General features: G+C 41.2%; 22 protein-coding genes. 9 read left to right on the plus strand and 13 right to left on the minus strand.

Annotated elements, in window-relative coordinates; genetic code table 11:
* Nucleotides 1–14: 14 nt before the first annotated feature.
* Together MFF31_RS09195 and MFF31_RS09200 are read right to left on the minus strand one after the other, a co-directional pair.
* On the minus strand, nt 15–941 hold the full coding sequence (locus MFF31_RS09195; RefSeq protein ID WP_248565437.1) for a sensor histidine kinase: 927 nt from the start codon (nt 939–941) through the stop codon (nt 15–17).
* 71 nt (nt 942–1,012) lie between these two features.
* On the minus strand, nt 1,013–1,684 hold the full coding sequence (locus MFF31_RS09200) for a response regulator transcription factor (protein WP_238187718.1): 672 nt from the start codon (nt 1,682–1,684) through the stop codon (nt 1,013–1,015).
* Nucleotides 1,685–1,918: 234 nt separating this feature from the next.
* Between MFF31_RS09200 and MFF31_RS09205 the strand changes: the two genes are divergently transcribed.
* The 4 genes from MFF31_RS09205 (at nt 1,919) to MFF31_RS09220 (ending at nt 4,072) form a co-directional block, all read left to right on the plus strand.
* Nucleotides 1,919–2,485, plus strand: coding sequence for a GNAT family N-acetyltransferase (locus MFF31_RS09205; RefSeq protein ID WP_238187719.1), 567 nt, complete (start codon nt 1,919–1,921; stop codon nt 2,483–2,485).
* Between the two features lie 92 nt (nt 2,486–2,577).
* Entirely contained in the window at nt 2,578–3,174 is a 597-nt protein-coding gene (locus tag MFF31_RS09210; RefSeq protein WP_238187720.1) for a PadR family transcriptional regulator, read from the plus strand.
* Complete coding sequence (locus tag MFF31_RS09215; RefSeq protein WP_238187721.1) at nt 3,167–3,694, plus strand: GrpB family protein; 528 nt, start codon at nt 3,167–3,169, stop codon at nt 3,692–3,694. Before MFF31_RS09210 ends, MFF31_RS09215 begins: the two co-directional genes overlap by 8 nt.
* Before the next feature lie 195 nt (nt 3,695–3,889).
* The gene (locus MFF31_RS09220; RefSeq protein WP_238187722.1) at nt 3,890–4,072 is read left to right on the plus strand and encodes a class I SAM-dependent methyltransferase; all 183 of its coding nucleotides are present in this window, start codon (nt 3,890–3,892) and stop codon (nt 4,070–4,072) included.
* Between the two features lie 90 nt (nt 4,073–4,162).
* On the opposite strand, the gene MFF31_RS09225 is transcribed toward MFF31_RS09220, so the two are convergent.
* Nucleotides 4,163–4,480, minus strand: coding sequence for a hypothetical protein (locus MFF31_RS09225; protein ID WP_248565438.1), 318 nt, complete (start codon nt 4,478–4,480; stop codon nt 4,163–4,165).
* A gap of 184 nt (nt 4,481–4,664) precedes the next feature.
* Between MFF31_RS09225 and MFF31_RS09230 the strand changes: the two genes are divergently transcribed.
* Entirely contained in the window at nt 4,665–5,534 is an 870-nt protein-coding gene (locus MFF31_RS09230; protein WP_238188545.1) for a pentapeptide repeat-containing protein, read from the plus strand.
* 607 nt (nt 5,535–6,141) lie between these two features.
* Here MFF31_RS09230 and MFF31_RS09235 read toward each other — a convergent pair.
* Nucleotides 6,142–6,585: a VOC family protein gene (locus MFF31_RS09235; protein WP_238187724.1), complete on the minus strand. Its 444-nt coding sequence runs from the start codon at nt 6,583–6,585 to the stop codon at nt 6,142–6,144.
* A 73-nt stretch (nt 6,586–6,658) separates the two neighbouring features.
* The gene (locus MFF31_RS09240; protein ID WP_238187725.1) at nt 6,659–7,597 is read right to left on the minus strand and encodes a sigma-70 family RNA polymerase sigma factor; all 939 of its coding nucleotides are present in this window, start codon (nt 7,595–7,597) and stop codon (nt 6,659–6,661) included.
* 283 nt (nt 7,598–7,880) lie between these two features.
* On the opposite strand from MFF31_RS09240, the gene trpB reads away from it, so the two are divergent.
* Entirely contained in the window at nt 7,881–9,044 is a 1,164-nt protein-coding gene (trpB, locus tag MFF31_RS09245; protein ID WP_238188546.1) for a tryptophan synthase subunit beta, read from the plus strand.
* Between the two features lie 222 nt (nt 9,045–9,266).
* On the opposite strand, the gene bioC is transcribed toward trpB, so the two are convergent.
* The 7 genes from bioC to MFF31_RS09280 form a co-directional block, all read right to left on the minus strand.
* On the minus strand, nt 9,267–10,163 hold the full coding sequence (gene bioC, locus MFF31_RS09250; protein ID WP_238187726.1) for a malonyl-ACP O-methyltransferase BioC: 897 nt from the start codon (nt 10,161–10,163) through the stop codon (nt 9,267–9,269).
* A complete protein-coding gene (locus MFF31_RS09255; RefSeq protein WP_238187727.1) occupies nt 10,150–10,938 on the minus strand; it encodes an alpha/beta hydrolase in 789 nt (262 codons plus the stop codon). The genes bioC and MFF31_RS09255 overlap by 14 nt, the downstream gene beginning before the upstream one ends.
* Nucleotides 10,935–12,113 (minus strand): 8-amino-7-oxononanoate synthase, encoded by a 1,179-nt coding sequence (bioF, locus tag MFF31_RS09260; protein WP_238187728.1) that lies wholly within the window; start codon nt 12,111–12,113, stop codon nt 10,935–10,937. Before bioF ends, MFF31_RS09255 begins: the two co-directional genes overlap by 4 nt.
* On the minus strand, nt 12,110–12,853 hold the full coding sequence (gene bioD / locus MFF31_RS09265; RefSeq protein WP_238187729.1) for a dethiobiotin synthase: 744 nt from the start codon (nt 12,851–12,853) through the stop codon (nt 12,110–12,112). Before bioD ends, bioF begins: the two co-directional genes overlap by 4 nt.
* Nucleotides 12,850–14,211 carry an adenosylmethionine--8-amino-7-oxononanoate transaminase gene (gene bioA, locus MFF31_RS09270; RefSeq protein ID WP_238187730.1) on the minus strand — a complete coding sequence of 454 codons (1,362 nt, stop codon included), beginning with the start codon at nt 14,209–14,211 and terminating at the stop codon, nt 12,850–12,852. The genes bioD and bioA overlap by 4 nt, the downstream gene beginning before the upstream one ends.
* 106 nt (nt 14,212–14,317) lie before the next feature.
* Nucleotides 14,318–14,935 (minus strand): NUDIX hydrolase, encoded by a 618-nt coding sequence (locus tag MFF31_RS09275; protein WP_238187731.1) that lies wholly within the window; start codon nt 14,933–14,935, stop codon nt 14,318–14,320.
* Nucleotides 14,925–15,590: an HAD family hydrolase gene (locus MFF31_RS09280; RefSeq protein WP_238187732.1), complete on the minus strand. Its 666-nt coding sequence runs from the start codon at nt 15,588–15,590 to the stop codon at nt 14,925–14,927. The genes MFF31_RS09275 and MFF31_RS09280 overlap by 11 nt, the downstream gene beginning before the upstream one ends.
* 307 nt (nt 15,591–15,897) lie before the next feature.
* Between MFF31_RS09280 and MFF31_RS09285 the strand changes: the two genes are divergently transcribed.
* From MFF31_RS09285 to MFF31_RS09295, 3 genes are all read left to right on the plus strand, one after another.
* Nucleotides 15,898–17,208, plus strand: a complete 1,311-nt coding sequence (locus MFF31_RS09285) for a GHKL domain-containing protein (protein ID WP_238187733.1) — start codon at nt 15,898–15,900, stop codon at nt 17,206–17,208.
* A gap of 346 nt (nt 17,209–17,554) precedes the next feature.
* Nucleotides 17,555–18,145 carry a TetR/AcrR family transcriptional regulator gene (locus MFF31_RS09290; protein WP_238187734.1) on the plus strand — a complete coding sequence of 197 codons (591 nt, stop codon included), beginning with the start codon at nt 17,555–17,557 and terminating at the stop codon, nt 18,143–18,145.
* A gap of 56 nt (nt 18,146–18,201) precedes the next feature.
* Nucleotides 18,202–19,593, plus strand: coding sequence for an MFS transporter (locus MFF31_RS09295; RefSeq protein ID WP_238187735.1), 1,392 nt, complete (start codon nt 18,202–18,204; stop codon nt 19,591–19,593).
* 141 nt (nt 19,594–19,734) lie between these two features.
* On the opposite strand, the gene MFF31_RS09300 is transcribed toward MFF31_RS09295, so the two are convergent.
* Nucleotides 19,735–21,123: a glycoside hydrolase family 19 protein gene (locus tag MFF31_RS09300; RefSeq protein WP_238187736.1), complete on the minus strand. Its 1,389-nt coding sequence runs from the start codon at nt 21,121–21,123 to the stop codon at nt 19,735–19,737.
* Nucleotides 21,124–21,386: the final 263 nt, after the last annotated feature.

Here is a 21,386-nt window from a genome sequence, read left to right on the forward strand (position 1 = left end):
ATAACCAGTATAGGTTATTGCGTTTGTTTGTTATGTTGCAGCATGCTCAGGTAAGGATCATGATTTTTGGGGAAATGGATGGCGAAGGTTGTAAAGCTGCCGACCGTTGAATCGCATGTAATATAATGCCCCAGCTTCTTCGATAGTTCTTGAGCCAGATACAATCCCATACCTGTTGATTTCGTGTGTGTACGTCCATTGGATCCTGTAAAACCCCGATTGAAAATGCGCGGCAAATCCTTTGAATCAATTCCAATTCCATTATCATGTATGATGAGTAGTTTTTCTTGCTTGGTCACCCGTGTTGTGATGGAAATTTCACCATGGTCATTCGAATATTTCAAACTGTTCGAAACAATTTGGTTGACGATAAATAACAGCCATTTAGAGTCGCTTTGGACAATCGTGGACGGGGCGTCCAATTTGATTTTTATTTTTTTGGAAATGAACGTTTTGGAATGTAATTTAACGACCTTTTTTACCAGTAGTTCTAAATCGCAGTTGATAATTTCATAGTCTTGGCTAAAGCTATCTAGCTTAGCATAATATAGTGCTTGATCCACATAGTGCTCGATGCGGGATACTTCTTCTTCTAAGCTTTTGGGATCAACTTCTGTTTGCTGCATCAATCGAAGGACGGCGATAGGTGTCTTAATTTCGTGAAACCAAGATACGATAAAATCATAATGTTCCTTTTGTTTGGCTTGAACCTCATTTAGTGCACGTATATGTGAAGAGTGCAGTTGTTCCATAGATTCGTAATAAGCTTCGGATTCGAGCGAAAGTGGCTCAGCATCTTCGTTATGCATGTTGCGTATAGCTTGTATCGTTTTCAGATAACGATGGATAAAAAATGCTGTTAGCAACAACAGAATAAGAATTAGTGCAAATAAAAACGTTTGCCATCGCCATGAATACTCAGGATCGATAGCAAACACCATTATCGTTAGAAGGAATGCTACGAAATATATGTAGAGGTATGGTCTTTCATATGTGAGGAATCTCCAAAATCTCATTCGATGATATACCCCATTCCTTTGCGGGTGACGATGAAATCTTCGATGCCTAATACGGCTATTTTGCGGCGGAGGCGATTAACGTTGACCGTCAGCGTATTGTCATCAATAAACTGCTCGTCGTTCCAAAGGACTTGCATCAAATCGTCACGTGAGACGATTTTTCCAATATTCCGCATCATCGTTTGTAAAACGATAAATTCATTCCGCGTCAGCTCCGTTGTATGGTCACCATATTGAACAGAGGAGTTGGATAGATGAAATATAAGGCGACGGTGAGCCAATTGAAGACTTTCATCTTGGTACGTATAGTTGCGACGTAATAGTGCACTCACTTTCGCTACGAGAACGCCGAGATCAAAAGGTTTTTGAACGAAGTCATCGCCGCCCATATTGATCGCCATAATAACATCCATATTTTGATTTCGTGATGATATGAAGATGATAGGTACTTTGGAAATGGAACGGATTTGCTGGCACCAATAAAATCCATCAAACAATGGAAGGTTTATGTCTAGCAACACTAAATGAGGCTGGACAGTTATGAAATCATCCATAACTTCCTCGAAGGAGGTCACTTCGACGACATCATATTGCCATTTCCGAAGTGTGTCAGCTACGATTTTTCTGATTTTTTCATCGTCTTCTACAATCATGATTCGAAACAAGGTTGCTCCTCCGATCAAGGTGACTTGGTATAGTTTAATTATATCATTCCTGTACCAATAAACTCCAAGTTGATTATGATATGATCACTTAAGCCGAAGGGCTAAGAGCAAGATACTATTGAGGTACATGTACGTACATTAACATACAAGGGGATTAAGCCAATGAGTGCAGTTATAAATAGGTCGAGAAGTTGTATAGAGGTGAGCAGCGAATAAACAATAAGGAGAGTTTTCATGACACAAACACAAAACAGAAAAAGTCTATTTCATGGTGAAAAGCTAAGATTTACAGCTCAATATCCGGGTGATGCAGAGAGAATAGCTAGATTTTCGGAAGATTTTGATTATCTTAGAAGATTAGATACAGACTTTGCAGTACCACAAGCCATCGATTCTAAAAAAGAATCCAGTAATCGTGGTCATAATAATGTGGAGTTCATGCTGCGGACGTTAGAAGATGACAGGTTAATTGGTTTTGTCGCTTTATTCGCTATCGAGTGGAACAATCAAGCAGGACGCCTCGCTATCGGAATTGGTGATCCTACTGATCAGGGCAAAGGGTATGGGACGGATGCTTTAAGAATGGTTCTCCGATATGCCTTTCATGAGCTTAATTTAAACCGAGTAGGTTTGGATGTTATTGAATATAACGAAGCTGCCGTAGGTGCCTACAAAAAAGTAGGATTCAAAGAAGAAGGCAGAATGCGAGCCGCAGTACTTAGAGAAGGCAAAGCCTACAGCAGAATCATTATGGGAATATTAAAGGAAGAGTGGGAAACAAAGCACTCTCAGCGACTATAGACGAGAAAAGACATCATCCCAAACAGGTATGATGTCTTTTTTTGGAATATAAGATACTATTAACGTATGATAATGAATGATGAGGTGAATCAATGTCTATCAATTTTGCGATACTAGGGATTCTCAGCAGTAAGTCGTTAACTGGTTACGAATTGAAAAAGATTATTCAAGAGTCACCCTTTATGTATTGGTCCGGCAACAACAATCAAATCTATAAAGCGTTAGCAGAGATGCTGGCTACAGGTTTAGTGACGAACGAGGTACAACAACAAGAAGGTTCTCCTTCAAAAAAAATATATACGATAACCGAAACTGGTCGAGAAGAACTAAGGAAATGCGCACAAATTGCTCCAGAACCACCTGAGTTTAAGAAAACATTCCTGATGCAGCTTGCCTGGTCCGGTCAATTAAATATAAGAGAACTAAACGCTCAACTAGAAGGTTATGAAAATGAGATTAAATGCCAGATCGCACTTCACCAAGAAAAAAGGCGCATCAATACCTTTTGTCCTGATGAAACCGACAGAGAGCTTTATATATGGGACATGATTCATGAAAATATTATTTCATCATATAGAAATGAACTAATTTGGGTGGAGCGGTTACGCCAAGGACTGGGCATATCTTATGAAAAGTGGGGCTGTACCGGCGTGTTAACTACAGCGAAAAGTAGACTTACATATGAGTAAATCCGTTATTATTGAGGAGTATAATAAAGCTTGGGCTGTGATGTATAAGCAAGAAAAAGAATTAATTTTGGAGCTGCTAGGTGAGAAAGTCAAAGCTATTGAACATATTGGAAGTACATCTATTTATGGGTTAGATGCAAAACCAATTATAGATTTTATGGTTGGAGTCAATGAATTAGTAGAGGCAGAACAATTTATCGAACCATTAGCGGGTATTGGATACGAGCATGTGTATCACCCACAATTTCCGAACAGACGATTTTTTAGAAAAGGCGAGAAGAATGCTGGAACGCACCATTTGCATGTGTACGAATACGGAAGTCAGAAATGGGAAGATCTTATTCTGTTTAGAGACTATTTAAGAACTCATGCCGATGCTCATGAGCAATATTCACAGTTGAAGAGAGAGCTGTCAGAGATATATTATAATGACCGATCAGCCTATACTAATGCGAAGCACCCATTCATTGCGGCTGTGATTGATAAAGCTAGAGTGGAAAAAGATAAAGGGATAAACTAATTTTTGGTGGTTAAGAAAATTATGTATTTACAGAAAAATATGGAAATTATATACTCTTTTAAATTTAATAAAGTTAAACACAATAGAAAGAACGTTTAAGAAGAGTGGTACCGCGAAGGTTAAACCTATCGCCTCTTTGCAGGCGATAGGTTTTTTCTGTTTTCAAAAAACGAGTAGAGGTGGGTGCTGTGACAGATGAACAATGTAATTGATTATTACTCCAGATTTAATGGATTCCATGTGCTGAACGCTATACACTTGGAAGGATTATCTGATAAAAAATTTGATGCCTCCCTTATGTTGGGGCCACTCTATCATCTGCAACAAGAAGAGGAGCGAGTATGCGCAGTCAGAGAGTTGCATCGGGTAACGAAGTAGGATGGAATTGTATTTGTTGCTATGCAAAGTCGCATGAGAATGACGCTTACGTCGCTGCAATATCCACAGTATTGGCAACCCAATGACAGCTTAGATGCCATAAATAAGTTCTACGAAGCGGGAATATTTAATCATGCTGATGCAGGGCGGTTTACAGGGGCTTATTATTTTCACGCCGATGGGGAATGTCAGTAAGGCATTTACATGGATACCAATAACATGGTCAGCATCTTGTTGACCCATTTCTGGTGCGACAAATGATCCCGTATCTCCGCCTTGAATACCATATCGATCATAGCCTAGTTGTCCCATTAGCTTTGTAAATACTCCAGCAACACGACCAGGTGTCCATCCGGGCGTGCTCAGCGGCATCGAAAATCCGAATCCCGGTACCGAAGGAATGACCAAGTGGAAAGCCTCGGCAGGATTACCGCCGTGTGCAGACGGGGTTGTATAAGAGACGTTGATATGTTTAAATATGGAAGGTAAAAAATCATTTTATATAAAAAATACCTATTCCTATAAATGAAATTTCTTTTACGATTAAACGATGGATGAATACGTATTTGCTTATGTGAAAGGGGATTATATCATTTTGGAAAGCTATGAATATATAAATGCTGACCTGAGTGGGGATAGGCAACATCTACGAGCCGATTGCGAAAAATGTTTTGGCTTATGTTGTGTGGCGCTACCCTTTGCAGTTTCGGCAGACTTTGCATTGAATAAAGATGCGGGGCATGCTTGCTCTAACCTGAAAGCTGATTTCCGTTGTGGCATTCATACTAGTTTGAGGGAGCGGGGCTTTCGTGGCTGCACAGTGTACGATTGCTTCGGCGCTGGGCAGAAGGTTTCTCAACATACCTTCAAAGGACGCGATTGGCGGGAGGTGCCTAGTTTTGCAAAGCAAATGTACGATGTATTCCCGATCATGTGGAAGCTGCATGAGCTGCTTTGGTATTTATCCGAAGCACTTACGTTAGAAGCAGCTCAACCCATACACGATAAACTGAGATTAGCGCTAAATAAAACAGAGCAACTCACTGAATCCAGTGCTGACGCTTTAATAGAAGTAGATTTCGTTTCACACCGAGAGGATATCAAACTGCTTCTATTGCAGACTAGTGAGCTAGTGCGAGATAAAGCTCATCGAGGGCAGAAAAATTCGCAAGGCAGGAAGAAACAATATGGACCTGGGGCACAATTATTCGGTGCGAAACTTAAAGGTGCGGATCTTAAATATGCGAACCTGAGAGGAGCGTATTTCATTGCGGCTGATCTAAGGGGAGCAGATTTGAGTGGCGCTGACCTTATTGGGGCGGACTTCCGAGATGCCGATATTAGAGGGGCGAACCTTAGCAGAAGTATGTTTCTCACCCAAGCGCAGATGAACGCAGCAAAAGGTGATGCAGCGACAAAGCTGCCTTCGTCACTTACACGGCCGGAACATTGGGTTAGTTAGACAGAGGTATTATTAGAAAAAGGTTTAATACGGTGCGAAAAGAGATTGTTCATGCAGAACGTTTATATCGTTTCAGGGCCAGTGGGAGTAGGCAAGTCAACAACTTCAAGTGCATTAGTTAATGCGTAAAAAACAACGCATATATATCGGGTGATGATGTAAGCTATATGCATGTCAGCGGTCGTGAGAAGCCATGAGAAGCCATGGGGAAATTATCAGGCGTTTATGCTAATGTAGTGATAGAAATAAATACAAGTAGCTACCTTCTCATCGACTGCTAACAAATGTACGTCCGAGATGGAGTACACTTCTTCTGTTATCAAATCCCAAACATTTTCGAAATAATACTTAATTTTGCTCCATGAGGTGCATGTTTTATCTGAGAATCAATGAACGACATTTGGGTGCAATGTATTATTAGTTAAACATTTTGAGCTAATAAAGAAGCTGCTCAGACTTTCTGGGCAGCTAGATCAGTTCTTCACTTCATTCCTTGATGAAAAATAAGAAATGACATATATACGCTTCGATTCTTTGAAAAGTTCTAGCTCTTTTGTAATTACTAAATAGTGCTTGTCAATCGTTATTTCGGGATGCGAGGATAACTCTAAACGGGCTTTGGATCTTGCCACACATTAAACTTGTTGCCATCAGGATCTACGAACTTGAACTGCAAGCCGCATCCGTCTAGGTCAAGCAACGGTTCGACGGCTACCCCCGTTTCTCGGAGCTTCTTATGAAGCTCCACAATATTTCCGACTTCGAAAGTCAATGAGAACATTTCATAGTTTTCCCCGTCCCATTGATTCGTCATAAAGTTTGCATTTCTATGATTCGTTGCTTCAAGCAAGAAAAACCACTGTCCATCTCCTAATACAATAATAGCTCCACCAGGTTCACGCTTTTTAATGGTTAATCCAAAAGTATCTGCATACCACTTTGACGCTCGATCTACATTCGATACAGGCAAGTAGTTGCACAGAACCCTCTTAAGCATAGGTGGTTTTGCAACTTGTTGTTGCTGCATTTTTTTCATTTCTTGATCTGACATCACGTATATCACTCCTCACTTTATCCAGTGCAACATATAGACGCTTCTTATCGGCGGAATCCGTCACGGAGGATTAATTATTATCTACAGCTATATATTTGTTGTGATCCGGATCATAGAAAGTAAAATGCTTCCCAAGCCATGCATCATGTTGAATAGGATCAGCTATAACGCCATTATTACTTAATTGAAACCATAGTTGCTCTGCATTCGATATAGAAAAAGATAAAATAGGAGTATCTAAAGGGCTGTGTCCATGGCATTGCAGTACATATAATTCATGCCCCAACTCTAATAACAGGTTGCCGTGTTTACTTATTTCTAAATGAAAGTGGCGGACGAACCAATCGGTCGTCTTTTTCCTGTTGGTGGCGGGAATATAGAAGTGTCCCATTCCTTTTATGATCTGTCCGCTTACCTTTTGCTCGAAATGATGCCCAAGGCGAAATGTATTGAAATAAGTTTCAAAATCTTCGGCAAGGTGGAGTCTAAGTGTTTCTCTAGCACGTCGTATACGGCTTTCTACTGCTGAAATGGAGAGACTCATAAATTGTCCGATTTCTTTCATCGACCAATCACTTAAATAGTAAAGTATAATGGCTGATTTATTTTTTTCATCAAGTGTATGTAAGGCGGACCAAATAGCTTCATGAATTACATGTCCATCAAGCCATGAATGAACGTTGTCTGCTTTAGGGGTGGTACTATCGTTATATGGAAGTGTAGGCTTCTTTCTTCTTATAAAATCATGACTCGTTCGAAAGGTAATGGAGTAAAGCCAACTGCCAAGCTTATTGGGGTCATTTAAAGTGTGCATTTGATTGTAGCTCTTAATAAAGGCTTCTTGTACGACATCCTGAGCATCATGATAGTTGCCAACAATATTGAAAGCAACAGAAAGCAAGGCGTTGGAGTAACGCAGAACGATGCTGCGAAAAGCGTCAAAGTTTCCACTTTGAACATCGATTACGAGTTGATAATCGGATTTTTCACTATTGGTAAGTATGTTCAATCACTCCCATGCGGAGTTTTTTGAAATAAGTTTGATATCCTCATAATTACGTAACGTCTAAAATACGAGGCGCAGAATCATCTATTCAGTGTGGATTTTACACCAAAATTTAACATTGGTCAAAAAGTTTGGCTCTTACAAAAAGCTCTGAATTACAGCTAAGTATAGGTAAATGAATGAATTTTAATTGAACGAGAGGCAGAGTATGTCAATAACTTTCACATCCAATATGATACTATTGAGAAGGAATTCATTCTGATAGATTGGGGTGTGCGTTGTGACAATAAGTCCTAATGAACATGAAGAAGGATATTTCGGCCAGTTTGGAGGAAGCTTTATTCCTCCTGAATTAAAGGAAGTATTAGGTTATTTAAGCGAGCAGTTTTACACATATAAAGAAGACCCTGAGTTTAACCAAGAACTACGCTATTATTTACGTGAATATGTAGGTCGTGATAACCCGCTGACCTTTGCTATTCAGTTAACGGAAGCGTGGGGCGGTGCAAAGATATATTTGAAGCGTGAAGATTTGAACCATACGGGCTCTCATAAAATTAATAACGTTATTGGACAAATTTTGCTTGCCAAAAGAATGGGAGCGAAACGTGTTATTGCTGAGACTGGAGCAGGTCAACATGGCGTTGCGACAGCGACAGCTTGTGCGATGTTTAATATGGAATGCATCATTTATATGGGTGCGGAGGATACGAAGCGTCAGGCTTTGAACGTATTTCGGATGGAGTTGCTAGGGGCTAAAGTTATACCCGTACATAAAGGACAAGGGCGCTTAAAGGATGCGGTGGATGAAGCATTAAACGATCTAGTTCAAAATTATAAAACGACATTCTATTTGCTTGGTTCCGCGGTAGGTCCACATCCTTTCCCGACGATGGTGAAACATTTTCAGTCCATTGTAAGTGAGGAGTCCAAACGTCAAATTTTAGAAAAAGAAGGTCGCCTTCCAGATGCAGTTATTGCTTGTGTAGGTGGCGGGAGCAATGCAATTGGTGCGTTCGCTCATTATTTAGACGAAAGTTCGGTTCGTTTAATCGGTGTAGAGCCAGATCAAGCACCTACATTAACGGAAGGTGTCCCGAGTGTAATCCATGGATTCAAGTGTTTAGTTCTACTTGATGAAGAAGGTAACCCAAAGCCAACTTACTCGATTGCTGCTGGATTAGACTATCCAGGGGTCGGACCAGAGCATAGTCACCTTCAAGAAATTGGACGAGCTGAATACGTGGCAGTCAGCAACGAAGAGGTGTTGTCAGCTTTCCAGGAACTATCACGTACAGAAGGAATTATTCCTGCACTAGAAAGTGCACATGCGGTCGCTTATGCGAAGAAAATTGCTCCTACAATGAGCAGGGACCAAATTATTATTATTAACCTGTCAGGGCGCGGCGATAAAGATGTTGAGCAAGTGTTCCATATGCTTAAAGACTAGCTATACATTACTTCTCTGATTGCCATCCAAACCACTTACAGCCCTCATCTTGAATAACAAGATGAGGGCTGTTTGATGCTTCGCAACTATTTTAGAAAACTAGTGAGTACCTGAAGTGCAATTTCAGGGTTTGGATTGTGATCTTGGTCTTCAAGTTTGTTGTATACTGCGTTTGGAGTGATTTCACTCAGCTGATTGGTGACTTCATGTATAGAGGCAAGATTAACTAGTAGTCTCTGACTGTACCAAAAGGAGATCGTATGTCGCAGTAACCCCACCCTGTGTGCTGAATGTATCCTCGTATTCCTTATACATAGCAGTAAATAGATTTCTCAAGTTATGCCCGCCTAATGGAATTGCCTCTGATGTGCTTGCTCCCATAGCTTTAACACAATGAAGAAAGTCTCTAGCGGAAGCGTATTTCTTTACATGAATAGTTCGGTCATAACAAACACTTGAATAGCCAGATTGCATCAGCAGTATTTCCCACTGGGCTAACGATAAAAAAGAAAGCCCGTGACGCTGAGGCTCTAATCCGTAAGCTCGATAGGCTTTATTAAAAGCATAATGCATTTCACAAAATGTATCGGGTCCAAAAGTAGTGAATAACAGCAAGCCATTAGGCTTTAGCAGTCGGTGAAGATGAACTAATGTCCCCAAAGGATTACTTAGCCATTGAAAGCAGGCACTTGAGATGATTATATCGAACGAAGATGTCGGAGCATCAACTACCCACGTTTCAATATCGGCTTGAATAAAATCAACACGCTCTGCTCTGTCATTTTGATTAACACATACAGTATCTAATGTTTCAGTGCTAGCGCATTGATTATCTGTTGAAAGAACACGTTCCTTAGCTACTTTGATCATCTCAGATGCAAGATCGACTGCTGTAATTTTTGCTTCATGCCATTTGTTCATTACGATTTGGGTTAGTGTGCCGGTACCACAGCCGATTTCTAGTATAGCGGGTGTTTCTACGAGCGCTTGGCTGCTCCATTTCACGAGAGACTTGGTCAGTTGATCAGCCATTATTCGCTGAACTTGAGCATGGGCATCATAAGAGATAGCGCTGCGACTAAACTTCTGCCCAATAACTCTGCTTCTATCGCTTATCATGCCACCACCCCCTTATTTCCTTAACTATGTGCGCTTCCTTTCCTAAGAAGGGAACATGCCCGCAGTTGGGTAATGCAATTAACGTTGCTCGTGGCAATCGCTCTACAATTTCTAGGACTGCATCATAAGGACATACTTTATCTTCTATCCCGTGAACAAGAAGAACAGGAATATCAATATGAGGAAGCTCGGACAAACATTGTTCGTTTCGTAAAATCTGAAGGCCAGCAATTAGTGCTGAGCTTGTCCAACTGCCCGCCGGTGGAAGTGTTACAATACCATACTCCGAATCTTCTTCCATGAACATGAGCTGCCGAAAGCGGGCTTCAACCGTAACCCTATCTGTTAGAATCCCACGTATCATTCCTCTAATATGAGCATCTGACCAGCCGTGTATATTCATCTCTGTAGAGTGGGTGAAATGTGCGGTTGCGCTAAATAATATAAGACCATCTCCATAACCTTTAGCTGCTAGTTTCAGCGCTAATAAGCTGCCGAGCGACCAACCTGCAAGGAGTAGCGGCTCATGTTCTAGCTTTGCCGGACGAGCTTCTTCATCTCGACTTATTATCTTTCTAATCGTAGTTTCAGTTATGGGCAGCAATTCCTCTGGAGAATTAGCATTGCTGTATTCTGCGGATATATGATGAAAGTCTGGAAGCAGCAAACGAAGCTGATCAAATACAGAGTCTGGTAGACTCCATCCTGTCAGCCACATGATTGTGCCGATTTTTTCAAGTGTTATAGTAGTAGGTTTGTCATCTTTTATACTCATGGTTTTAGCACTCCTAGCTGAATCCCGGTGGCGCAAATAATAGCAGCGGCATCTGCTAATTCCTTCTCAGTATGAGCCGCTGAGAGGGAGAAGCGAATACGTGCTGTGCCGTTAGGGACAGTAGGCGGCCTGATTGCAACTGTTTTAATACCGTTTGATTCCAGTACTCTACTGAAACGAAGTGCGGTATCGTTATCGCCTACAATCAATGGGATAATAGGAGAATTCCCTGTACCAACGTTAAATCCAGCATTTTGGAGTGAGGATCGAAACAGATCGCTTAACGCATAGAGTCGTTCACGGCGCCATTGCTCCCCTTGGACTATTGCTAATGCGGTCGAGATGCCAGCTATAAGAGAAGGTGGCAACGCAGTAGAGTAGATGAGTGGTCTTGCTTTGTTAATTAAATAGCGAATTAGCGTCTGGCTGCCGCAAACATAAGCGCCGTATACACCAAAGGATTTGCTGAAAGTGCCCATATGTATATCAACCTCATTTTGTAAACCAAGATGAAAGCACATTCCTTCACCGCACTCTCCATAAATCCCACCGCTATGCGCCTCATCAACCATTAACATGGCATCATATTCCTGTTTGAGCGCAACGAGTTCACGTAAGTTCGCTACATTGCCATCCATCGAAAATATGGCATCTGTCACAATCAGTTTGCGTCGTTTATGAGAATACTTCTGCAATAAAGTTCTCAAATGCTCCATGTCGTTATGTCGATATCGCGCATGCTCAGCACGACTTAACAGTATGCCGTCTACGATGCTTGCATGATTTAGCTGGTCGCTAAAAACAACATCGTCTCGGCCTACCAGTGCACTAATAACACCTGTGTTAGCCATATATCCGTTGGCAAATACAAGTGATGCTTCACTATGCTGCCAATTAGATAGTTCCTCTTCAAGCTTTCCATACGGTGTACGATTACCAGTTACTAGACGTGATGCGCGTGAGCCAACACCTTCGGTTAAAAGAGATTCTCTAATCGTTTCTACAATAGCCGGATGTTGCGCAAGTCCAAGGTAGTCATTAGATGCCAGATTAAGCAGCAAACGATTCCCTCTGAGTATATAACCGGGGCGATCCAATGCAGGGGCGTTATCGTGCAAGATACGTTCTAATGAAACATCTCTCAATGACTTTAGTTCTTTTTCCATCCAATTCATGATTCACACCGCACTTTCACGGCTTGTTCGACTAATATCTCTTTAATAAATGGCAATCGAATATGTTCCCGGGCAGCATTAATCAATAGTTTTGAAGTTATTTCACCCTTTAGGTGAGGGAATTGTCCGAGAAACGTTATACCACTATAACGTTCGATAAGTGCTGCATTTGTTGCGATACTTGGGTCGTCATGCTTATCAATTTCTACTCCATCGTTGAAAATAAAGCCAATAATCGGAATGCTGTGCTGCTTTAAGTAGGATATGGTTAGTAACGTATGATTAATCGTTCCTAAGCCAGAACGAGCTACAATTAGTGCTGGTATTTGTAGCTCCCGAATGAAATCCGCCACGAGATAGTCACTCGTTAGAGGGACGGCTACACCGCCAGCTCCTTCGATAATTAATGACTCGTAACGCATCAGCAGCTCAGTGCCAGCTACTACTAAATTGTGCAACTCGAAGCTCACACCAGCCTCTTTGGCCGCAAGGAGCGGAGTAAGAGGGGCTTCAAATGAGTAAGTTGCTACAATCTGGGGCAGTTCGTTGATTCCTGTATATTTCAGCAGAAGTTCTGCGTCCGTAGTGCCGCTGCCTAGTAACGCACCAGACTGAACAGGCTTCCAAATGCCTATATTCATACCATCGGTGCGTAGGGCGGCACTTAAAGCTGCTGTTACTATCGTTTTACCAACGGCGGTGTCCGTACCTGTTACAAATATTCCACGTATTTGGCTCATAGATTTTCGCTACTTTCAGTAACTGTGAAAATCGACTCTACCAATATATCCGTCATTTTATCAAGTTCGGCCTCAGTGCTAGAAAGTGGGGGGATAAATACAATAACATTGCCAAGTGGTCTCGTAAGCATGCCAAGCTCCCTTGCGACTTGGCATACTTGAACACCGATCCGTTCTGCCCAATCATAGGGTTCACGAGTAGCTTTATCGCGTACAAGCTCAATTCCGATCATTAAACCTTGTTGCCTAACGTCACCGACATGTGAGAAATGCCTTAGAATTGCGAGTTTTCGCGCTACAAAGTCCGCTTTGGAAACTACATGTTCTACCATATTGCGTTCTTCCATCAACTTAAGGCTAGCCAAAGCAACAGCGCAGCCAAGTGGATTCCCTGTGAAGGAATGACCGTGAAAAAACGTCTTTTGCTCTTCATAATCGGCATAAAAAGCGTTGTATACCTCATCTGTTGCAAGCGTTGCTGCTACAGGCAAGTAACCACCAGTCAGCCCTTTTCCGATGACCATCAAATCGGGAGATACGTCTTCGAGATCACATGCAAACATGGTGCCAGTCCGTCCGAAGCCGGTCGCCACTTCATCAGCTATAAGTAGTACATTATATTGACGACAAAGCGCTGCCATCTCACGCAAACAACCTTGCGGCATAATAATGATGCCACCTGCACCTTGCACAATTGGCTCTACGATGAGGGCCGCTATTTCTTCGGCACTTGCCTCGAGTAAATCTCGTAATGCCCTTAACGTTGTTTCATTTGCCCCTTCAGCGCCGCCCTCATGCCGATATGCATTAGGATAAGGAATAACATGAGAAGGGAATAACATCGGACGAAATACTTCATGGTATAGCGGAATTGCACCAACACTTACAGCGCCAATTGTATCTCCATGATAAGCCTGATTCATCGTAATAAACGATGTTTTGCTCTTTAATCCTCGATTATGCCAATACTGAAATGCCATCTTGATCGCGATTTCAACACCAGTTGCACCTGAATCAGAGTAAAACACTTTTGATAATCGCTCGGGTGTAATTTGGGCTAACTTAGCAGCTAACTCGATGGCTGGTACGTTAGCCATTCCTAGCAAAGTAGAATGGGCTACCTTACCCAGTTGATCGATAATGGCTTGATTCAATTCTGGAACGTTATGCCCATGCACATTAAGCCAAACGGAAGAGAAACCATCATAGTAAGCACGCCCTTGGACATCAAATAAGGTCACACCTTCCCCGCGTTCAATAATAAGGGGATCGGATAGATTGTATTCTTTCATTTGAGTAAATGGATGCCATACATATTCCTTATTTAAGGAAGCAAGTCGTTTGTAATCGGTTGTCACGAATAATCACACCCTCATTGCATTTATTGTTAACCAATAATAATATTAATTGGTTAACAATAAATGTGCAATAGCAGGTAGGGAAGGCAGGGAGTCAGAGCACACCCTAATCAATAATCGTTTCTTTCGTGGGATCCTCAAGGAATTGGAACATCGTTTTAACTTGTTGTATTGTGTTTCTCTCTAGAGAAAGTGGAGGCAGATCATCATGGGCAAAAAATTCGACCGCACTTGTTTCTATACCAGTCACGGCTTCGCTCCCAATGATTTCACATTGAATGAAAAATTTGTACACATGATAGGGCTCAGGTGGGTGATTATGAAACTTCTTGTCTAGTACAGCTAAAAGGCGAGTTGGTGTAACATCAAATCCGGATTCTTCTTTGATTTCTTTCACGGCTACTTCTGAGGGGGAATAGCCAATATCTCCCCAACCTCCCGGTAAAGCCCATGCTCCATCACCTTTTTCACGGACTAAAAGGATTTTATTGTCTCTAAAAACAACACCACGAATATCAACTTTAGGAGTGGCGTAGCCAATTTCACTAGCAAATAAAAGACTGATCTTTTCTTTACTAACCGTGGTATAGTTGGTTAATATATCGACACTAATATGACGCAACTCTTCGTACCGCTCAATGTCGTACACATCCTTGGCATAGGTTAACCCTGTTTGTGCGATCGCTTGAATGTGTTTGGCCCATTCTAACCATTTAGTTTCCATGGAGTATGTTCTCCTTCTCAAGTAGTTCACGAAATTCAGCTACACGATTAAAGATACCATCCGGCATAAGATCATAGTCCGGACTTTGGTATGTAGGCAACCAGCGGACGCCGTAAGTACGCACCCCAGCAGCTACACCTGCCAATATGTCCGCATTACTATCCCCAATAAATATTGCATCTGATTTATCGATGTTTAGTATGCTTAGTGCATTGTTGATTCCTTCTGGATCTGGTTTCGCCCGATCAACGTCATCCCCTGTAATAGAGATATCAAAAAAACGTTGCATCATTAAAGCTTCAGAGGATAATTGAAATGCTCGTCTGCTTTTTCCAGTAATTACGCCTATTATGAGGCCACTTTCTTTTAGAAACTGCAGTAAATCTATAATTTCCTGATCGTTTTGAAATGTGCCAAAATGCCCTTGCTCATATATGGAATAGTAATCTTCAATAGCCTGTTGAACTAAAGTCTTGTCACTAAAATTTCCGTCAATGATATCTTCTTCAGTGGGACCAAACATCGCAACAAGCTCATCATTCGAAACGTCTCTATTATCGTACTGTTTAAATACGGTTTTAAATGCATGAAATGATAGTGGTAGAGTATCAGCAAGTGTGCCGTCAAAATCAAATAAGACAACCTTGATTGACATAATAAGGTCACTCCCTTGTATGGTTGGATGCAATAACCACTATTATAGCAGAGTAATTTCATAATATTTACTTTTATAACAAAAACAACACACAGAAATAACCGTTTCCAAAGGGAATAAGAGGTTTGCAAATCTACGATTTTGAAGACAAGAGGTGAGTCATCCCTACACCACCATCAAATTAAATTAATAGTGCCCTTTTGGTCGAATTTTCCTTATAATTGAATGTGGATAGTATATTCGAAGCGATCGAACCTATTTTGAAGTTAAAGCTTGATTAAGTGCATAAGAGAAAAGGAATGGAATCATGAAATTTACGAAATTATATGCACATAAAAGAATTCTATTTTTTATTATCGTTTCATCTTTTGTACTAGGTTTGCTTACGATTTCTAGATTAGTCGTGTCCTACTATTCAACCGACAAATCGGCTCAGGTTGCTCTTGCGAAGCAATACATAGCAATTGCCGATGATATTGCCAGTGGGATTGATAAACAGGCCTATCAAAACTATTTGAAAACGAAAAAGAAGGATGAGAACTGGAGTAAAACAAAGAACTACTTAGAGGAATACCGCCATCGGATCAATGCGGTCTATGTTTACACGTTAATGTTGGACGAAAGTAACGTCTCCAAAAATACAGTAGTCGCAACGCCACCGAACACAAAAGAGTTTCTATTTGGTTCATCGTGCACAGTTCCACCTGAACAAGTAAGAAGGGCAAAGGGTGGTCATAGTTACTTTACGGGCATTATTGGTGACGATCATAGTGGCTATTACTTATCCGTAGGTGTACCTTTTTACGGGGACGATGGTAACATTCTTGGTGTCGTGGGAATAGATATTGATGCGAAGGAATTAAAATCAGTAAGCAGCCAAGTTGTAAAAAGTAATATGTTTATTTTTGTTATCGATATATTATTTGCTTTAGCACTGTTGATTGTTGTGTTTGTCTTAAATAAATGGTACAAAAACCGCATGAAGCATGATTTGAAAGAAACAGAAAAGATGTATATATCCGAGCTTGGCAAAATAATTGACACGATTAAATCAAGCCGACATGATTTGAAAAATCATCTGCAAGTACTATATGGTTTAATGGATATCAAATCGTATGATCGAGCGAGAGACTATTTAAGAGGTATGGCATTAGAATCTAAAAGATTAGATTTATCATTACAAATCAAAAATCCTGTTCTAATGGTTTTATTTCAAAGTAAATGGGAGCTTGCTCAGTCGAAAAACATACATATTCATTTCGAAACCGATCTTAATGATTTCAGTCGGGTTGAATCTATGGATTTGGTGAGAATTTTCGCTAATCTTATCGATAATGCCATTGAAGCGATGGATTCAAATCCGCAAGAGGATGCTGAACCTATTCAGGTTGTTTGTAAATCGTTTGGGACCAAATACGTATTCGCTGTGGAGAATCCAGCAGAGCTTTCGAGCCAAGATGAGAAGAGACTATTCCAGTACGGTTTTACAACGCAAAATAATAGGGATGGTTTGAGAGGCAACGGACTTACGATTATTAAAAGAACGGTTGAGCAATATCAGGGCGATATATATTTTCAATATGAACAAGGGAAAATATTAATTAGAATCACGTTATAAAACAATTACGTTCCGTTATAAATAACAACAAAAATATCTTATAACGGAACGTAAAGGGGCTGTTCCAAAACAGTTTTGCTGGCTAGAACAAACGGAGTAAGACATATGCTGGAGAAGCGATAGCGTACGCCTTTGTATCCGAATTCCATCCATAACCTTTCTAAATCAAGGAATTTGGATTGATCAACGATCGGAAGCATATGTCTTGCACAGTTTGAACGATAGCCATGCATGCTGGGACAGCCTCTTTTTTTCGTTAGGAAAGTTGGTTATTGACTGCGGTTAATAAGTGGGATATTATTATGTCAGTGATCACTGACAGTTGATTTTGGAAGGCGGAACGTGAATGAGCAATGACACGAAGTTAAGCAGCGATGAGCGGCTTATGCTGGCAGCAATTAGCCTGATCTCGGAAAAAGGTTATAACGGAGCTACTACGCTAGAAATTGCTGCAACTGCTGGTTTAAGTGAAAAGACATTGTTCCGGCGCTTCACAAGTAAGCAGAACCTTCTAGAGCATGCCTTCGATCGGTATCATTATGCAGAAGAGATGAGAAAGCTTTTTCAAGAAAAACTCGTGTGGGACTTGCATACGGATTTGCTCTTGATCTGCCGAACGTATCATGAAATTATGAACCGTAATCGGAAGATGATTCAGATTAGTATGAAGGAAGAAATTAACCTGCCAGGTTTTAAAGAACGAACAAAGAAGCATCCCGAGCAGCTTCTGGAGTTTCTAACTAGTTATTTCGTTGATATGGCGGAGAAGGGCAAGGTCATCAGCAGAAATCCAAAGATGGATGCCTTTTCATTTATGATGGCGAATTTTGGCGCATTTATAAACGATCTAGGGCTGCAATGTAACTATCCGACAATTACAATGGACGATTTCATAACGGAAAGTGTAGATCTATTCACTAGGGCTTTAACTCCCTAGTTTTTTAATAGAAATAATGACAGTAAGTACTGACAGGCAAATTAGGAGTGAGAAAAATGAATACAAAAGAATTACAACGCACAGGTGAAAAGTTGATGATGGTCATGGTGTTTACATTAATTATTTCGATGATGAGTGCATTAATGTTTAACATCGTTCTCCCTGATATTAGTAAGGAATTTAATTTATCTATTGCAGAGGTAAGTTGGTTCTCATCCGCATATGCGCTCATTTATGCTATTGGAACGGTTACTTATGGCAAGCTTGCTGATCGATTTAAGTTGAAAAACTTACTTACTTTTGGGTTGCTTATGTTTGTATTTGGCTCGTTGATCGGACTTTTATCAGAAACTTTTTGGCTTGCGCTTGTTGGGAGATGCCTGCAGTCATTAGGAGCTGCTTCTATCCCGGCAACTGCCATGCTCATTCCAATACGTTTCTTTGCGCCAGAGCGCAGAGGATCGGCACTAGGCATGACCGCAGTTGGCTTGGCAATTGGTAGTGCACTAGGACCAGTTATATCCGTCGTAATTGTCAGTGTTGCTCATTGGCGGTGGTTGTTCGCAGTACCTTTCCTGATTGTATTGACTATTCCGTTTTATCGTAAGTATTTGGGCAATGATGTAGGAACGGCAACGGGGAAGTTTGATTGGATTGGCGGAAGTCTGCTAGGAATAATGGTAGCTTTATTACTGCTGTCAGTTACGAATGAATCTTGGTTGATTATGCTGGGTAGTTTACTCGCACTCCTATTGTTTATTGTCCGAATTCGCAAAGCGGGGGACCCATTCATTCAGCCTAGCTTATTCAAAAATCGTAAATATACGCTGGTGCTTCCGATTACTTTCTTATTAAACGGGATGGGATTGTCTCTCTATTTCCTAAGTCCATTGCTGCTTTCAACAGTGCAGCAACTTCCTTCTAGCTGGATTGGTTTTGTGATGGTGCCTGCTGCTGTAGCTTCTGCCCTCATGGGGAGAAGAGGTGGCAGGTTAGCAGATTCGAAAGGAAACTCTTATTTGTTTTATCTCTCATCAGCGCTGTTAATGATATGTTTTGTGTTGCTTTCAACGTTCACGACAAGCTCAGCTGTATTTATTGCCCTCTTCTTAATTTTCGGTAATGTGGGGCAATCCTTTATACTAATCGCTTTGTCTAATTCAGTCTCAAGAGTGTTGCCCAAAGAACAAGTTGGAGTTGGGATGGGATTGTTCTTCATGCTGAATTTCATTTCTCAAAGCATTTCGACCGGCGTATTAAGCAAGGTGGTCGCTCTAGGTTCAGATACGCTATGGAATCCAGCGGGTAGTCAATCAGGTGGTTTTGTGTTCAGCAATATCTTTTTGGTTATAGCAGTTCTGCAGGTTCTCACTATGATTTTTTACTACTACCAGTTTGGTAGAGAGAGTAGTAAAGATATAGAGTCAAAAGAGCTGAAAATAGCGTAAAGCATCGAAATAGTAATAACTATTTGAGAGAAGACTTAAGGAACAGACATTTCTGTGCAAAAGAATAAGCTGACGTCGGAATGAATACGGCGCCAGCTTATTTCATTCTCTTATTGAGAGCTTCGCTCTAAGACATCCCTGTTAGAACGGGCTCATACCAATCGTATTCACCTTTTCACCAGTAATAGAGACACTCATCTTAGTAGTGATGTCACGATAGTGACCTACGCGGCGACCAACACGGTAGTCGGTTTCGTCTTTGTTGCCTTCAAAGTTGCCGTTAATGATCATAATAGTAACGCCAAAGCCCGCAGGCGTTAATCCTTTCGTAATATCTGTTGCAGAAGGAGTCCAGTTTCCAACGATGACATCATGTGCTGATGGCTTCGGCGGTTGTGGTGTCATCCAGAACAGGATTGCTGTCATAAAACCTAACTTTCCATCGTTTACAATAAGTTCAGGATTTTGAAGCAGCGTATCCTTTGTTCCGTAAATAATGCCACTGATCAAACCATAATTATAGTTCCAGCTAAGTTGAATCGGTCCACGGCCATGATAAGATTTGCCTGCAACTGGCGGGAAGTCAGCATGTGCTGCAATATAGCTGGTCGCTGTTGAGTTAATATAAGCAACTTCTTCATTCCAGAACAATCCCCAACTTAGTTCACCGCCAGGAGCTGTCGCCCAGCCTCCGCCTGTTTCATGTGCAATATTTGCAAGGAATGCTGCCAACTCACGTTTACGATTTACCGCGGAGCCTTCTTTAATAAAGGAGCCGAAGTCCACTGTTTTGGAGACGATTGGAACGTTTAAGTTCCAAGATTGGTTAAAGTCGGCATTTTGATAAACCAATGTTTCAGTTTTTGTTGTTTTATTTAAACGGAATACACGGTTGTTCCAAGTAGCGCCTTGACGATATTCAAGCTTATACTTAATGTTCGCAACATCCGTTACTGCGGCAATCAAGTTACTATAGGAGTAGTAGTCTGTTTGGCCAGGCTTATAATACGTTTTACTAGCGGCAAAAGTATGCCATGCTGGGGTACCGATACGCATTGGGAACAATTCTTCATATTGCGTCTGAGGCAAAGCGGCTTGTACTGCCGCTACCGCATTAGCTGGTGAAAATTGTGGGTCAATACCGCCCCATGAGGCTGTAATTTGAGTATCTGTCAGAACACGGCTTTGACCTACTGCAAGGTCATTACCACCGCCACCACCACTACCGCCGCTAGCTGTACCTGGACCAAGCAATAACCAAGGGGAGCTAGAAGCATCACCCGCACCCGGAGTATCTCCCTGATTCCACCATTTAGCCTTGTACACATTACCGTTATGGAAGACTTGATGATCAGGTAAATACACTTGGGTTGCCACCCAAGTAGTGGCGGTTAGTGAAGCCACCTGCTGTTGCCCTCCATTAGCTGAGACTTTTAATGTAACCGCTTCCAAAGATGTTAATACTAAAAGTGATGACAGAACTATGACGCTAAAGCGAATAATGCCCTTGCCTAACAATTTCGACTTCATACACATCCTCCTCATAGTGGTGAATCTGATTGCAATAATAGTATAGTAAACGGGAAAACTGTTATCTATATGTATAATTTACTATATTTATAGAACTTTAGATATGATCTGTAGAAAAATATTACAAATTAGTAGGTAGATAGATGTGAGTATTAAGATGCAGACCGAAAAAGTCGGACTGCATGTCACTATTTGCATTCATTGTCCGTTAATGCGTCAGCGAGTTCCCATGTCTGTCGTGACTCCTTAATAAAGCCATCCAC

Source organism: Paenibacillus sp. L3-i20 (assembly GCF_022180385.2).
Classification (GTDB): Bacteria; Bacillota; Bacilli; order Paenibacillales; family Paenibacillaceae; genus Pristimantibacillus.